Source organism: Pleomorphomonas carboxyditropha, assembly GCF_002770725.1.
GTDB classification, from domain to species: domain Bacteria; phylum Pseudomonadota; class Alphaproteobacteria; order Rhizobiales; family Pleomorphomonadaceae; genus Pleomorphomonas; species Pleomorphomonas carboxyditropha.
In genome coordinates this window covers 74,601-87,821 of sequence record NZ_NQVN01000015.1, presented here as the reverse complement: position 1 = coordinate 87,821, position 13,221 = coordinate 74,601, and the positions used below count along the sequence as shown (strand labels likewise).

Below are 13,221 nucleotides of genomic sequence, written 5' to 3'. Positions count from 1 at the left end.
CGAAATCCCGAGTTTTTGAGGTCGAGATGCATGGAGAGCTTTTCCGGCGCCGTCAAGATGGCCGGCATGAATTCGCCGGAATGTCGCGGTTCAATCGGCAACCTGGCACTTCACGCAGCGATCACCTTTTGCGGCGCGCTGAAAAGGAAATCGCAAAGACTTGGGTGCTAGTGTATGATCGGATTAGTAACAGAGTGCCGAGGCTTCATGCGTTTTCCGACCTCCCGTTCTTCCAGATTCCTCGCGGCCGTGGCTGCCGTCGTCGCAACTCTTTCCCTTGGAGGATGCGCCAGCGGCCCGTCCGATTTCCTGTCCATGGCCAGCGAGCCGAAGGCGGAGAAGCCGATTGTCCGTGACGCCAATCAGCAGGCGACGCTCGCCGCGGCGCTGGCCGCCCAGAGCCATGGATACCGGATGCCGTCGGACGACACCTCGACGGTGATGGCGCTGTCGGCGGCGCGTCAGCAGCAGAACGAAGAGGCGCAGGCGCTGATTCAGGAAACCGAAGCGGCCTTCAAGCCGGCTCCGGCGCCGGTTTGCGATCCCTATTCGGTCGATCCGGCGACGGCCTGTCCGGCCAAGGCCCCCTGACAGGGACAGTCCTCTTTCTCAGTGCATCGACAACTGCTGGCCCAGATAAAAGGCCGGCAGGCACTTGAGGCCGGATGCTTCGGCTTTGCCGCACCGTTCGGCCGCCTCGGCGGCGTTGCGGAACGGCCCGGCGATCAGCAGCAATTCGGTGCGGCCGCCGCGATCGCGGATCGTGGCGAGCCCGTCGAGCCCTTCGAACAGGGCCGGATGTTGCCTTACCAGATCCGACCAGGCCGTTTTGAGCGTGGTGAGATCGCCGTAGGCGCCGAGTTCCATGCCGAACTGGGTATAGGCCGCTTCGCCTTGCGAGCCGCTGTCCGGCGGCACGAGATCGTCGAAGTTGGGCATCGCCGACCGCAGGGCATTGGCCTCCGACGTCAGCGCCGAGGGCGAGCCGATGCTGCCGGTCATTTCCGAGAAATGGCTCTCGATCTTGCCGACCCGTTCCGACAGTGCGTCGATCTGCCCGCGCAGCAGCTCGGTCGATTGCCGCAGCGCCGCGTTCTCGATCCGCACTTTCGCCAATTCGGTGGCCAGGTCGACGTCGCGGGCCGCAGCCCCCACCATGTCGCTGCGGCCGCTCGATGTCGTCGCGGCGGAGGCGGCCTCGGGCGCCGGCGTTCCGCGCAATAGCGTGGCCCCGCCGCCATAGGCGGCCGGACGCGGCGGCTGGACGGCGGCGGCCTCGCGGACCGGATTGCCGTAGACCAGGGCGACCACGGCAAACAGCAGCGCCAACGCCGCAATGGTGAGCCAGACCGACAACGCAAAGGAGCCGGACACACCGCCTCCACCGCCGTATCTGTCGTCACGCTCGCCGTTCACGAGAGCACCCCAAACGCCGAAAGGCCGCATTTCGGCCAGTCTCTTTCATAAAGGATGAGGAAGCCGATTCACTCAAGGACAATGAGTCGCCGCCGGCCTTCGTTGGCGCGCTTACCCACGAGTGTTTGGTGGGGTAAGCCATTGGCGACCGGGAAAGACGGCCCGATCGAATGGAAAACTTCACTTGTTCCCCATGCGCGGGCAATATGGGACTCAATCGGGCGATGAATCGGAAGGACCGGCGGCGTGGCGAGACTTAGGAACTACTTCCTCACCGGTCTTCTGGTGGCCGGTCCGGCCGGCATCACCCTCTACATCACCTGGTCGATGGTGTCGTGGATCGACAGTTGGGTGAAGCCCTACCTGCCCGCCGCCTACAATCCCGACACCTATCTGCCCTTCCGCATTCCCGGCTACGGCCTGGTGGTCGCCGTCTTCGTCATCACGCTGATCGGCTTTCTGACGGCCAATATCGTCGGCGCCTCGATCTTTTCCTTCTCCGAGGAACTGGTCGAGCGCATGCCGCTGGTGCGCAACCTCTACAAGGGGCTGAAGCAGATCTTCTCGTCGGTGCTGGCCGACAAGGGCAACGCCTTCAAGCAGGCGGCCCTGGTGCGCTTTCCCCATGCCGGCATCTGGACCATCGGCTTCGTCGCCGGCACGACGCGCGGCGAGGTGGCGGAGCGGCTGGAAGGCGGCGACGACATGCTCACCGTCTACGTGCCGACCACGCCCAACCCGACCGGCGGCTATCTGGTGTTCATCCGCCGCGAGGATGTCGTCATCCTCGACATGACGGTCGAGGATGCCGCCAAGTTCGTCATCTCCTTCGGGCTCGTCACCGCGCAGTCGGCCGATGCCGCCGAAAGCCTTATCCGGACGCTGTCGAAGGGCAATTCCCGTCAGGCGGTGACCACCGGCGCGTCGGAGCGGCCGCCCCATTCGGTCCAGGAGCCGTCGTAGATGGCGACATCGCGCGCGCCGACCACGTCGAGGGCGAGCGCGATGACCGCGGCCGACACGCCCGAGCCGCAGCTGGCGATCACCGGTTTGTCCGGATCGACGCCGCGCGCCGCGAAAAGCGCCTGGAGATCGGCGGCCGACTTGAGCCGTCCGCCCTCGATCGTCTCTCCGAACGGCAGGCTGACGGCTCCCGGCATATGCCCGGACCGAAGGCCGGCGCGGGGTTCCGGCTCGCGGCCGTAGAAGCGGGCGGCCGACCGGGCGTCGACGATTTGGGTTCCGCCGCCGAGCGCCGCCTTCACCTCTTCGAAGCTGCGGACGGCCGTGGGGTCGAAACGCGGCGCGAACACCGCCGGCGCGCGGGATGGCTCGCCGGCCTCGAGCGGCAGCCCTTCGGCGATCCAGGCGGGCAGGCCGCCGTCGAGCAGCACCACGTCGCGCGCGCCCATGATCCGGAAGCTCCACCAGACGCGCGCCGCCGAGAACAGGCCGACGCTGTCGTAGACGACGATGGTCTGGGTTTCGCGGATGCCGAGCGCGCCAACGGCGGCGGCGAACGCCTCCGGCGCCGGCAGCATGTGCGGCAACGGCGAAGCGGTGTCGGCGATGGCGTCGAGGTCGAAGAACACGGCGCCGGGAATGTGACCGGCGACATAGTCGGCCCGGCCGCTGCGACCGGCCGCCGGCATGTGCCAGGAACCGTCGACGGCGATCACATCGGGATCGTCGATATGGCGCAGGAGCCAGTCGGCGGTGACGAAATGGCTGTCGGGGTGCACGGGCATGGGGATCTCCGGAAGAATTGGCTTACGCGGCTTCGGCCGACGGGCCGAAACGCAGGCGAACGCGGCGGTTGATGCGGCCTTTGTTCTCGATCTTGGCGATATGCATCTCGCCGATCTCGCCCGTCGACTTGACGTGCGTGCCGCCGCAGGGCTGCAGGTCGATGTCGGCGCCGATGCGGACGAGGCGCACCCGGCCGGCTCCCGTCGGCGGCTTCACCTTCATCGTCTTGACGAGGGCGGGATTGGCGGCCAACTCGTCGTCGGTGATCCACTCGGTGGTGACGGCGTGATCGGCGCGGATCAGCGCGTTGAGAGCGGCCGTCGCCGACACCTTCTCCACCGTCTCGCCGTCGGGAAGGTCGAAGTCGAGCCGGCCCTCCTCGACGCCCACCTGGCCGCCGGTGACCGGATAGGGCAGCACCACGGACAGAAGGTGCATGGCCGTGTGCATGCGCATCAGGTCGTAGCGGCGCGGCCAATCGACGTGCTGGATGATGGTCTGGCCGAATTGCGGCAGGTCCTGCCCCTCTTCCGGAATGAGAATAATGGATGATCTGTCAGGGCTGTAGACGGCATTCTTGATGTTCGTCCTGAACCCAGTCCCCCATTCGATCGACCCGCTGTCGCCGGGCTGGCCGCCGCCTTGCGGGTAGAAGATCGACCGGTCGACATAGAGGTTTCCGTCGGTGCAGACGGCGGTCACCGTCGCCTCGACGAGTTCAAGGTAGGGGTTCTCGAGGTACAAAGCCTCGGTCATCGCTTTTCCTCCGTCACGCCGCCTCGAACGGCGGCCTGAATTTCCTCGGAGCATCGAGCCAGTCGGGCACCGGCAGGTTCTTGCTCCTCAGGAATGCCGGGCTGTAGAGCTTCGACGCGTAGCGTGCGCCACCGTCGCAAAGCACGGTGACGATGGTGTGTCCCGGGCCGAGTTCCCGGGCGAGGGCCATGGCGCCGGCGACATTGATGCCCGAGGAGCCGCCGAGGCAGAGCCCCTCGTGCTCCACGAGATCGAACAGCACGGCGAGCGCTTCCTCGTCCGAAATGCGCCAGGAGAAATCGACCGGCGCGCCTTCGAGATTGGCGGTGATCCGGCCCTGTCCGATACCCTCGGTGATCGAGGAGCCCTCGGCCTTCAGCTCGCCGGCCGTGTACCAGGCATGGAGGGCGGCGCCGTGCGGGTCGGCGAGGCCGATCTTGACGGCCGGCTTCAGGTCCTTGAGGCCGATGCCGACGCCGGCCAGCGTACCGCCGGAGCCGACGGCGCAGATGAAGCCGTCGACCTTGCCGTCGGTCTGCTCGAAGATCTCGCGCGCCGTCGTCTCGATGTGGGCCTGCCGGTTGACGACGTTGTCGAACTGATTGGCCCAGATGGCGCCGTGCGGCTCGGTCCTGGCAAGCTGGTCGGCAAGGCGGCCAGACAGTTTCACGTAGTTGTCGGGGTTGCGGTAGGGGACGGCCGGCACTTCCACCAGCTCAGCGCCGACCATGCGGAGGTAGTCCTTCTTCTCCTGCGACTGCGTTTCGGGAATGACGATCACCGTCTTGAGGCCGAGGGCGCCGCCGACCAGCGCCAGGCCGATGCCGGTGTTGCCAGCGGTCCCCTCGACGACGGTGCCGCCCGGCTGCAGGCGCCCGGTCGCCAGCGCATCGCGGATGATATAGAGGGCGGCCCGATCCTTCACCGACTGGCCGGGGTTCATGAACTCCGCCTTGCCGAGGATCTCGCAACCCGTCGCTTCCGATGCGCGGCGAAGGCGGATCAGCGGGGTGTTGCCGATGGTATCGAGGATGCTGTTGGTCATTGGGACGCGCCTCCGTGGGTGCTGCCGGCCGAACTCGGGCCGGAAAAGCTTGAGCACCCACCCGAAAATGCCGGCTTTCTGGTGAAGGCGGATGCGAAAAACAACGAACGAGGCCGCCGCATCGACCCGACCGATTCCTTGCTTCGGACCTCGGGATGGTCCTTTACGCGAACTCGGCCTCGTCCGGTTCTTCGGGCAGGATCGCCCAGCCGGTGGAGGTCAGGTATTCCAGGGGTTTGTAGCGGCGCTTGTAGTCCATCTTGCGCGAGCCCTGTACCCAGTAACCAAGGTAAAGATAGGGCAGGCCGCGCCGCCGCGTCCGCTCGATGTGGTCGAGGATCATGAACGTTCCGAGCCCGTCGCTCTGCATGTCGGGCTCGTAGAACGAATAGACCATGGACAGGCCGTCGATCAGCACGTCGGTCAGGGCGGCGCCGATCAGCGGGCCGTCGCCCATGCCGTTCAGGAAGGTGTTGATGCCGCGCCGCCGGTACTCGACCATCATGGTCGACACGTGCGTCTCCTCCACCATGGCGGCGTAGTCACCCACCGTCATGTCCACCATGCCGCCATCGGCGTGGCGCGCGTCGAGATAGGAGCGGAAGAGCGAATATTGCTCGCCGCTCGCCGCCGGCGGCAGCTCGGCGCCGATCAGGTGGCTGTTGCGCGCATAGTTGCGCCGCTGGCTCTTGTCGGGCCGGAAATCGTCGACGCGCACGCGCACCGACACGCAGGAGCGGCAATCCTCGCAGGCCGGCCGGTAGGCGATGTTCTGGCTGCGGCGGAACCCGCCGTGGCTCAGGATGGAGTTCATCGCGGCGGCGCGTTCGCCCACCATATGCGTAAACACCTTGCGCTCCGTCTTTCCCGGCAGGTAGGGACAGGCGGACGGCGCGGTCAGGAAGAATTGAGGCGCGTCGGTCGGATGTTGCGTCATGGCTTCATGCGTCGGTCTGTTCGGCCGATCTTGGCATCTTTCGCCGGCTCTGGCGAGATACCAAGATCAACGGAAGCGGTGTGCCCGAGCACACCGAGGCCGAAAGTCAGTACCGGTTGACGAAGATGACGCCGAGCACGATGTCGTGCAGCAGGCGCTTGTTCTCGGTGAACAGCGACACCAGCAGCACCAGCGGCGTCAGGACCGACATGGAGAAATAGAACAGCACGGCGTGGATGGCGGCGATGCCCGGGTTGAGGCGGCTGCCGTCCATGAAGCGCGCCTCGATGCCCTGGGTGCGCATGCCCACCGTCGCGGAATGCGGACCGCCGAGGGAGAAGGCGCAATAGACGAGCGCCACCGCCGGCCAGAGGATCGGATAGAGCATCCAGCCGAGGCCGAGCGTCACGATGCCGAGGAAGAACACCACCACGCCGACCGCGAAGGTAAGCAGGGCGATGATGACGGCGTCGATCAGGAAAGCCAGCACGCGGCGCGTGCGGATGCCGCTGACGGCGCCCGGGCCGGGCCGGCCTTCGTCGATGATGTAGTCGGCGGCGTCATAGGTCCGGTTGGACATGCAAGTCTCCTCGGGAACGATGAGCCGCATATGGGAATGCGGCCGGCGACTTCAATGCGCCGCGGGTCCGGATGCCGTCTATTCGGCGGATTTCCGCTCGACGCCGTAGCCTTTTGCCCTGAGCGCCGCGATGATTTCCTCGGCGTGGTGGCCGTCGCGCGCCTCGAGCGTGATGTCGAGCGAGGCGCCCTTGGCCGGGATTTCCAGCACGGTGCGGCGGTGCGACACCTCGAGGATGTTGCCGCCGGCATCGCCGATCAGCGTGGTGATGGCGCCCAGCGTGCCCGGCCGGTCGGGAATGGCGAGGCGGATGGCGACGATCTTCTCCTCGCGGGCGAGCTCGCGCATCATGATCGAGGCGAGAATGCGCGGGTCGATGTTGCCGCCCGACAGCACGAGGCCGACCTTCCGGCCGCGGAAGAGATCGGGTTCGGCGAACATCGCCGCGAGACCGGCGGCGCCGGCGCCTTCCGCCATGGTCTTCTGCAGCGTGAGATAGGCGTTGACCGCCCGTTCGAGGTGGCTCTCGTCGACCAGCACGATGGTGTCGACGAGCTCGCGCACCACCGGCAGAGTCTGCCGCCCGGCCACCTTGACGGCGATGCCCTCGGCCAGCGTCGCGCCGCCGGCCATGGCGTCGATGCCCTTCACCGCCGCCCACATCGACGGATACATGCGCGTCTCGACGCCGATCACGCGGATGTCCGGCTTCAGCGCCTTGGCGGCGGTCGCCATGCCGGCGATCAGGCCGCCGCCGCCCACCGGCACGGCGATGACGTCGAGGTCCGGCCGTTCTTCCAGCATTTCCAGCGCCAGCGTGCCCTGGCCGGCGATCACGTCGCCGTCGTCATAGGGATGAATGAAGACGAGATTCTCCTCGGCGCCGATCCGCTCGGCCGCCAGGGCCGCCTCGGCCACCGTCTCTCCCTCGAGGACGACGCGGGCGCCGTAGCCGGCCGTCGCCGACACTTTCACGTGCGGCGTCGTCACCGGCATGACGATGGTCGGCGCGATGCCGAGCCGCACCGCGTGATAGGCGACCGCCTGGGCGTGGTTGCCGGCCGACATGGCGATGACGCCGCGTCGCCGCTCGTCGGCCGTAAGAGTCAGAAGCCGGTTCAGCGCGCCGCGCTCCTTGAAGGCGGATGTCACCTGAAGGTTCTCGTATTTGACGAACACCTCCGCCCCGGTCAGCCGGTCGAGCCGCGGCGCCGGCAGGAACGGGGTATGCATCACCTGACTGGAAATCGCTTGCCGGGCGGCCCGGATGCGGTCGAGAGTGACCGGTTTATCGACGTCGTTCATTTGTTTTTCCACGTCTTTTGCCATCGCATCCACCGGCAGGGGCGGAGAGGGCGCCTCCCTTGTGAAAACATGCCTTTTTAAGTCAAGATTCTGTGATTGTCTCTGGGATACCCCTGAGCGTAATAAACCTTAGCAAGGGACCTTCGACGCCCTTGCGAAGTGAAGGTCTATCCGCTAACCGTGCCACAAGCAATTCGGCGACCCCGCGCGACTCCTCACGAAATTGTTGCGATGCGCAAACGGGTTGCGTCCGAACCAACGAGGTCACAATGGATGAACTCCTTCGGGACTACCTGCCGGTGATCATTTTCCTCGGCGTGGCGCTGGTCATCGGTCTGGCGCTCCTGGTGTCGCCCTTCCTGCTGGCGTTCAAGAATCCCGATCCGGAAAAGTTGTCGGCCTACGAGTGCGGCTTCAACGCCTTCGACGACGCCCGCATGAAGTTCGACGTGCGCTTCTATCTGGTGTCGATCCTGTTCGTCATCTTCGACCTGGAAGTCGCCTTCCTGTTCCCCTGGGCCGTGGCCTTCAAGGAGGTCGGGCTGTTCGGCTTCTGGTCGATGATGGTCTTCCTCGGCGTGCTGACCATCGGTTTCGCCTATGAGTGGAAGAAGGGGGCGCTGGAATGGGACTGAGCCCGAGAGAAACCCTGGTGTCGCCCGCTCCCAAGGGCATCGTCGATCCCCGTACCGGCAAGCCGCTCGGCGCCGACGACGGCTTCTTCACCGGCATCAACGACGAGCTGGCCGACAAGGGCTGGCTTGTCACGTCGACCGAAGAGCTGATCCACTGGGCGCGCACCGGCTCGCTGATGTGGATGCAGTTCGGTCTCGCCTGCTGCGCCGTCGAGATGATGCAGGCGTCGATGCCACGCTACGACATGGAGCGCTTCGGCTTCGCGCCGCGCGCGTCGCCGCGCCAGTCCGACGTGATGATCGTCGCCGGCACGCTGACCAACAAGATGGCGCCGGCGCTCCGCAAGGTCTACGACCAGATGCCGGAGCCGCGTTACGTCATCTCCATGGGGTCCTGCGCCAACGGCGGCGGGTATTATCACTATTCCTATGCGGTGGTGCGCGGCTGCGACCGGGTGGTGCCGGTCGACGTCTACGTGCCGGGCTGTCCGCCGACCGCCGAGGCGCTGCTCTATGGCGTGCTGCTTCTTCAGAAGAAGATCCGCCGCACCGGCACCATCGAGCGCTGAGGGACAACGAGGCTGGGTGAAACATGAGCGAAGCCCCGAATGAACTGGCCCTGGCCGTCGCCGGCACCCTCGGTGCCGACGCGGTGTCGGTGAACGTCGCCTATGGCGAAGTGACGGCCGTCGTGGCGCGCGACCGCATCGTCGACGTGGTGACGCGGCTGCGCGACGCGCCGGAGCTCGCCTTCATCAGCATCATCGATGTCTGCGGCGTCGACTATCCCGAGCGGCCCGAGCGCTTCGACGTCGTCTACCACCTGCTGTCGCCGAGCCGGAATGCCCGCCTTCGCCTCAAGGTGACCACCGGCGAGGAGACGCCGGTGCCGTCGATCTCCGGCGTGTTTCCGGGCGCGCAGTGGTTCGAGCGCGAGGCCTACGACCTGTTCGGCATCCTGTTCACCGGCCATCCCGAGCTTCGCCGCCTGCTCACCGACTACGGCTTCGACGGCCATCCGCTCCGCAAGGATTTCCCGATGACCGGCTATGTCGAGGTCCGTTACGACGACATACAGAAGCGCGTCGTCTACGAGCCGGTGCGGCTCAACCAGGAATTCCGCAATTTCGACTTCCTGTCGCCCTGGGAAGGCACGACCTACGTGCTGCCGGGCGACGAGAAGGTCAAGACGAACTGAGGCGCGTTGATCGATGGCTGAAGCCCAGGTCAGAAACTTCAACATCAACTTCGGCCCGGAGCATCCGTCGGCGCACGGCGTGTTGCGCCTGGTGCTCGAGCTGGATGGCGAGGTGATCGAGCGCGTCGACCCGCATATCGGCCTGCTGCATCGCGGCACCGAGAAGCTGATCGAGGCCCGCACCTACCTGCAGGGCCTGCCGTATTTCGACCGCCTCGACTACGTCGCGCCGATGAACCAGGAGCACGCCTACTGCCTGGCGGTGGAGCGGCTCGCCGGCATCGTCGTGCCGCGACGGGCGCAGATCATCCGCGTGCTCTATTCCGAGATCGGCCGCATCCTGTCGCACATGCTCAACGTGACGACCCAGGCGATGGACGTCGGTGCCCTGACGCCGCCGCTCTGGGGCTTCGAAGAGCGCGAAAAGCTGATGATCTTCTACGAGCGCGCCTCCGGCTCGCGCATGCACGCCGCCTATTTCCGTCCCGGCGGCGTCCATCAGGACCTGCCGGACCAGCTCGTCGCCGACATCGAGGCGTGGTGTGATCCCTTCCTGAAGACCGTCGACGACCTCGACGCGCTCCTCAGCGAAAACCGCATCTTCAAGCAGCGCAACGTCGACATCGGCATCGTCAGCCTGGAAGACGCCTGGAAGTGGGGCTTCTCGGGCGTGATGGTGCGTGGTTCCGGCGCCGCCTGGGACCTTCGGAAATCGCAGCCCTACGAGATCTACGGCGAGCTCGACTTCGACATCCCGGTCGGCAAGAACGGCGACTGCTACGATCGCTACCATATCCGCATGGAGGAAATGCGGCAGTCGGTGCGCATCATGAGGCAGTGCATCGCGCTTCTGAAGGTCGAGAAGGGGCCGGTGGTGACCCTCCAGGGCAAGTTCGCCCCGCCGCGCCGCGCCGAGATGAAGCGCTCGATGGAAGCGCTGATCCATCACTTCAAGCTCTATACCGAAGGCTTCCGCGTGCCCGAGGGCGAAGCCTACGCCGCCGTCGAGGCGCCCAAGGGCGAGTTCGGCGTCTATCTGGTGTCGGACGGCACCAACAAGCCCTATCGCGTCAAGATCCGCGCCCCCGGCTTCGCCCATCTTCAGGCCATGGATTTTCTGTGTCGCGGCCATCTCCTGGCCGACGTGTCGGCCGTGCTCGGCTCGATCGACATCGTGTTTGGTGAGGTGGATCGCTGATGTCCGTCCGTCGTCTTCATCCAGAGCAGCCGGAGAGCTTCGCCTTCACCGAGGAGAACGCCACCTACCTTCGGAAGGTGATCGCCCGCTATCCCGAGGGGCGCCAGGCCTCGGCGGTGATCCCGGCGCTGATGGTCGCCCAGGATCAGGAGGGCTGGGTCAGCCAGCCGGCGATCGAGGCGGTGGCCAAGCTCCTCGACATGCCCGACATCCGGGTTCTGGAAGTTGCCACCTTCTACACCCAGTTCCAGTTGTCGCCGGTCGGCCGCAAGGCGCATATCCAGGTGTGCGGCACCACGCCCTGCCGCCTGCGGGGCGCCGACGACATCATCGCCATCTGCAAGAACCGGCTGGCCGCCCATCCCTTCGAGCTTTCCGCCGACGGAGATTTCTCCTGGGAGGAAGTCGAGTGCGCCGGCGCCTGCGTCAACGCACCGATGGTCACCGTGGGCAAGGATACCTACGAGGACCTGACCGCCGAGACCTTCAACGCGCTGATCGACGGCCTCGCCGCCGGCACTCCGCCGGCCCCGGGTCCGCAGAACGGCCGCTTCTTCTCGGCGCCGGCCAACGGCGACACCTCGCTGACCGATCCGGCGCTCCATGACGGATCGGTGGTCGGCAAATACCGCGCCTTCGACCGCGAAGAACTGACCCCGACGCCGCCGGCAGCGCCCGCCGCCGCTCCGGCGCCTGCTGTCGCACCCGCCGCGAGCGCAAAGCCGGCCGCCGAAAAGCCCATCCCGAAGGTGGTCGAGGCGCAGGGGCAGGCCGACAGCGAGAAGGTGCCGGACCAGTACAAGCCGGCGCTGCTCGAGGCGGCGCGCGACGGCAAGCCCGACGATCTCCGACTGATCTGGGGCGTCGGCTCGAGGCTGGAGGAACTTCTGCACAAGCTCGGCGTCTACCATTACGACCAGATCGCCGGCTGGAACGAGATGAATCTCAGGTGGGTCGACCAGCATCTCGGCAGCTTCCGCGGCCGTGCTCTCCGCGACAAGTGGATCGAGCAGTCCGCCAAGCTGGCGACCGGCTGGCGGCCGTCCGACAAGGACGGCGACAAGCCCGCCTGAGACCGAACCGAAGACCCTGGGAACCTCAGTCATGCTGCAGGACAAGGACCGCATCTTCACCAATATCTACGGGCGCCACGACTGGAGCCTCGAGGGCGCGTTGAAGCGCGGCCAGTGGGACGGCACCAAGGATATTCTGGCCAAGGGGCGGGATTTCATCATCAAGGAAATCCAGGCGTCCGGTCTGCGCGGGCGCGGCGGCGCGGGCTTCCCGACCGGCCTCAAGTGGTCGTTCATGCCCAAGCAGTCGGACGGGCGGCCGCATTATCTGGTGGTCAACGCCGACGAGTCCGAGCCCGGCACCTGCAAGGATCGCGAGATCCTGCGCCATGATCCGCATACGCTGGTGGAAGGCTGCCTTGTCGCCGGCTTCGCCATGGGCGCGCACGCCGCCTACATCTACGTGCGCGGCGAGTTCGTCCGCGAGCGCGAGCGGCTGCAGGCCGCCGTCGACCAGGCCTATGACGCCGGCCTGCTCGGCAAGAACGCCTGCGGCTCGGGCTGGGACATGGACGTGTTCGTCCACCACGGCGCCGGCGCCTATATCTGCGGCGAGGAGACGGCGCTGCTGGAAAGCCTCGAGGGCAAGAAGGGCCAGCCGCGCATGAAGCCGCCGTTCCCGGCCAACGTCGGCCTCTACGGCTGCCCGACGACGGTGAACAACGTCGAATCGATCGCCGTGACGCCGACCATCATGCGGCGCGGCGCCGCCTGGTTCTCCAGCTTCGGCCGCGACAACAACAAGGGCACCAAGCTGTTCATGATCTCCGGCCACGTCAACACGCCGTGCGTGGTGGAGGAGGAGCTGGGCATTCCCTTCCGCGACCTGATCGAGAAGCATGCCGGCGGCGTGCGCGGCGGCTGGGACAATCTCCTGGCGGTGATCCCCGGCGGCGCCTCCTGCCCGATTGTCCGCGCCGACCAGATCATGGACGCGCAGATGGACTTCGACGGCATGCGCGGCATCGGTTCCAGCTTCGGCACCGGCGGCCTCATCGTCATGGACAAGTCCACCGACGTGATCGCCGCCATTGCCCGCATTTCCTATTTCTTCCGCCACGAGAGCTGCGGCCAGTGCACGCCGTGCCGCGAGGGCACCGGCTGGATGTGGCGGGTGATGGAGCGCATGCGCCAGGGCAACGCCGCGCGCGAGGAAATCGACATGCTGTTCCAGGTGAGCAAGCAGATCGAGGGCCACACCATCTGCGCCCTCGGCGACGCCGCCGCCTGGCCGGTGCAGGCGCTGATCCGCAACTTCCGCCCGGTGATCGAGGCGCGGATCGACGACTACGTGTCGCAGCACGGCATGGCCGCCGAGTGAGCGGACGG

Annotated in this window: 15 protein-coding genes; 8 read left to right on the top strand and 7 right to left on the bottom strand. The window is 66.3% G+C overall.

Features of this window, described 5'->3' with window-relative positions:
* Positions 1 to 315 precede the first annotated feature (315 nt).
* Entirely contained in the window at positions 316 to 591 is a 276-nt protein-coding gene (locus tag CJ014_RS18920) for a hypothetical protein (RefSeq protein WP_100082053.1), read from the top strand.
* A gap of 18 nt (positions 592 to 609) precedes the next feature.
* On the opposite strand, the gene CJ014_RS18915 is transcribed toward CJ014_RS18920, so the two are convergent.
* Positions 610 to 1,374: a hypothetical protein gene (locus CJ014_RS18915; RefSeq protein ID WP_100082052.1), complete on the bottom strand. Its 765-nt coding sequence runs from the start codon at positions 1,372 to 1,374 to the stop codon at positions 610 to 612.
* A 288-nt stretch (positions 1,375 to 1,662) separates the two neighbouring features.
* Here CJ014_RS18915 and CJ014_RS18910 point away from each other — a divergent pair, with 288 nt between their 5' ends.
* Positions 1,663 to 2,379, top strand: a complete 717-nt coding sequence (locus CJ014_RS18910; protein ID WP_245427445.1) for a DUF502 domain-containing protein — start codon at positions 1,663 to 1,665, stop codon at positions 2,377 to 2,379.
* Here CJ014_RS18910 and sseA read toward each other — a convergent pair.
* From sseA to CJ014_RS18880, 6 genes are all read right to left on the bottom strand, one after another.
* Complete coding sequence (gene sseA / locus CJ014_RS18905; RefSeq protein ID WP_100082051.1) at positions 2,319 to 3,164, bottom strand: 3-mercaptopyruvate sulfurtransferase; 846 nt, start codon at positions 3,162 to 3,164, stop codon at positions 2,319 to 2,321. The two genes, CJ014_RS18910 and sseA, sit on opposite strands and share 61 nt — an antisense overlap.
* Positions 3,165 to 3,186: 22 nt before the next feature.
* Positions 3,187 to 3,921: an alanyl-tRNA editing protein gene (locus CJ014_RS18900; protein WP_100082050.1), complete on the bottom strand. Its 735-nt coding sequence runs from the start codon at positions 3,919 to 3,921 to the stop codon at positions 3,187 to 3,189.
* 13 nt (positions 3,922 to 3,934) lie between these two features.
* The gene (locus CJ014_RS18895; protein ID WP_100082049.1) at positions 3,935 to 4,966 is read right to left on the bottom strand and encodes a cysteine synthase A; all 1,032 of its coding nucleotides are present in this window, start codon (positions 4,964 to 4,966) and stop codon (positions 3,935 to 3,937) included.
* A 163-nt stretch (positions 4,967 to 5,129) separates the two neighbouring features.
* Positions 5,130 to 5,903: an arginyltransferase gene (locus CJ014_RS18890; RefSeq protein ID WP_100082048.1), complete on the bottom strand. Its 774-nt coding sequence runs from the start codon at positions 5,901 to 5,903 to the stop codon at positions 5,130 to 5,132.
* 106 nt (positions 5,904 to 6,009) lie between these two features.
* Positions 6,010 to 6,483: an RDD family protein gene (locus tag CJ014_RS18885; protein WP_100082047.1), complete on the bottom strand. Its 474-nt coding sequence runs from the start codon at positions 6,481 to 6,483 to the stop codon at positions 6,010 to 6,012.
* Between the two features lie 78 nt (positions 6,484 to 6,561).
* A complete protein-coding gene (locus CJ014_RS18880) occupies positions 6,562 to 7,788 on the bottom strand; it encodes a threonine ammonia-lyase (RefSeq protein WP_100082046.1) in 1,227 nt (408 codons plus the stop codon).
* A gap of 269 nt (positions 7,789 to 8,057) precedes the next feature.
* Here CJ014_RS18880 and CJ014_RS18875 point away from each other — a divergent pair, with 269 nt between their 5' ends.
* The 6 genes from CJ014_RS18875 to nuoF are packed head-to-tail and all read left to right on the top strand — an operon-like array spanning position 8,058 to position 13,213.
* Positions 8,058 to 8,423 carry an NADH-quinone oxidoreductase subunit A gene (locus tag CJ014_RS18875; RefSeq protein WP_100082045.1) on the top strand — a complete coding sequence of 122 codons (366 nt, stop codon included), beginning with the start codon at positions 8,058 to 8,060 and terminating at the stop codon, positions 8,421 to 8,423.
* Positions 8,414 to 8,992: a NuoB/complex I 20 kDa subunit family protein gene (locus CJ014_RS18870; protein ID WP_100082044.1), complete on the top strand. Its 579-nt coding sequence runs from the start codon at positions 8,414 to 8,416 to the stop codon at positions 8,990 to 8,992. The genes CJ014_RS18875 and CJ014_RS18870 overlap by 10 nt, the downstream gene beginning before the upstream one ends.
* 23 nt (positions 8,993 to 9,015) lie before the next feature.
* Positions 9,016 to 9,621: an NADH-quinone oxidoreductase subunit C gene (locus CJ014_RS18865; RefSeq protein WP_100082043.1), complete on the top strand. Its 606-nt coding sequence runs from the start codon at positions 9,016 to 9,018 to the stop codon at positions 9,619 to 9,621.
* A 13-nt stretch (positions 9,622 to 9,634) separates the two neighbouring features.
* Positions 9,635 to 10,819 carry an NADH-quinone oxidoreductase subunit D gene (locus tag CJ014_RS18860; protein WP_100082042.1) on the top strand — a complete coding sequence of 395 codons (1,185 nt, stop codon included), beginning with the start codon at positions 9,635 to 9,637 and terminating at the stop codon, positions 10,817 to 10,819.
* On the top strand, positions 10,819 to 11,892 hold the full coding sequence (gene nuoE, locus CJ014_RS18855) for an NADH-quinone oxidoreductase subunit NuoE (RefSeq protein ID WP_100082041.1): 1,074 nt from the start codon (positions 10,819 to 10,821) through the stop codon (positions 11,890 to 11,892). The genes CJ014_RS18860 and nuoE overlap by 1 nt, the downstream gene beginning before the upstream one ends.
* A gap of 31 nt (positions 11,893 to 11,923) precedes the next feature.
* Positions 11,924 to 13,213: an NADH-quinone oxidoreductase subunit NuoF gene (gene nuoF, locus CJ014_RS18850; protein ID WP_100082040.1), complete on the top strand. Its 1,290-nt coding sequence runs from the start codon at positions 11,924 to 11,926 to the stop codon at positions 13,211 to 13,213.
* The last annotated feature ends 8 nt before the right edge of the window (positions 13,214 to 13,221 follow it).

What these genes read in the sequence shown, in the direction of transcription:
- CJ014_RS18920 (WP_100082053.1), top strand. Translation starts at nt 316, where the DNA reads ATGGCCAGCGAGCCGAAGGCGGAGAAGCCGATTGTCCGTGACGCCAAT.
- sseA (WP_100082051.1), bottom strand. Translation starts at nt 3,164, where the DNA reads ATGCCCGTGCACCCCGACAGCCATTTCGTCACCGCCGACTGGCTCCTG.
- CJ014_RS18900 (WP_100082050.1), bottom strand. Translation starts at nt 3,921, where the DNA reads ATGACCGAGGCTTTGTACCTCGAGAACCCCTACCTTGAACTCGTCGAG.
- CJ014_RS18895 (WP_100082049.1), bottom strand. Translation starts at nt 4,966, where the DNA reads ATGACCAACAGCATCCTCGATACCATCGGCAACACCCCGCTGATCCGC.
- CJ014_RS18890 (WP_100082048.1), bottom strand. Translation starts at nt 5,903, where the DNA reads ATGACGCAACATCCGACCGACGCGCCTCAATTCTTCCTGACCGCGCCG.
- CJ014_RS18885 (WP_100082047.1), bottom strand. Translation starts at nt 6,483, where the DNA reads ATGTCCAACCGGACCTATGACGCCGCCGACTACATCATCGACGAAGGC.
- CJ014_RS18880 (WP_100082046.1), bottom strand. Translation starts at nt 7,788, where the DNA reads ATGAACGACGTCGATAAACCGGTCACTCTCGACCGCATCCGGGCCGCC.
- CJ014_RS18875 (WP_100082045.1), top strand. Translation starts at nt 8,058, where the DNA reads ATGGATGAACTCCTTCGGGACTACCTGCCGGTGATCATTTTCCTCGGC.
- CJ014_RS18870 (WP_100082044.1), top strand. Translation starts at nt 8,414, where the DNA reads ATGGGACTGAGCCCGAGAGAAACCCTGGTGTCGCCCGCTCCCAAGGGC.
- CJ014_RS18865 (WP_100082043.1), top strand. Translation starts at nt 9,016, where the DNA reads ATGAGCGAAGCCCCGAATGAACTGGCCCTGGCCGTCGCCGGCACCCTC.
- CJ014_RS18860 (WP_100082042.1), top strand. Translation starts at nt 9,635, where the DNA reads ATGGCTGAAGCCCAGGTCAGAAACTTCAACATCAACTTCGGCCCGGAG.
- nuoE (WP_100082041.1), top strand. Translation starts at nt 10,819, where the DNA reads ATGTCCGTCCGTCGTCTTCATCCAGAGCAGCCGGAGAGCTTCGCCTTC.
- nuoF (WP_100082040.1), top strand. Translation starts at nt 11,924, where the DNA reads ATGCTGCAGGACAAGGACCGCATCTTCACCAATATCTACGGGCGCCAC.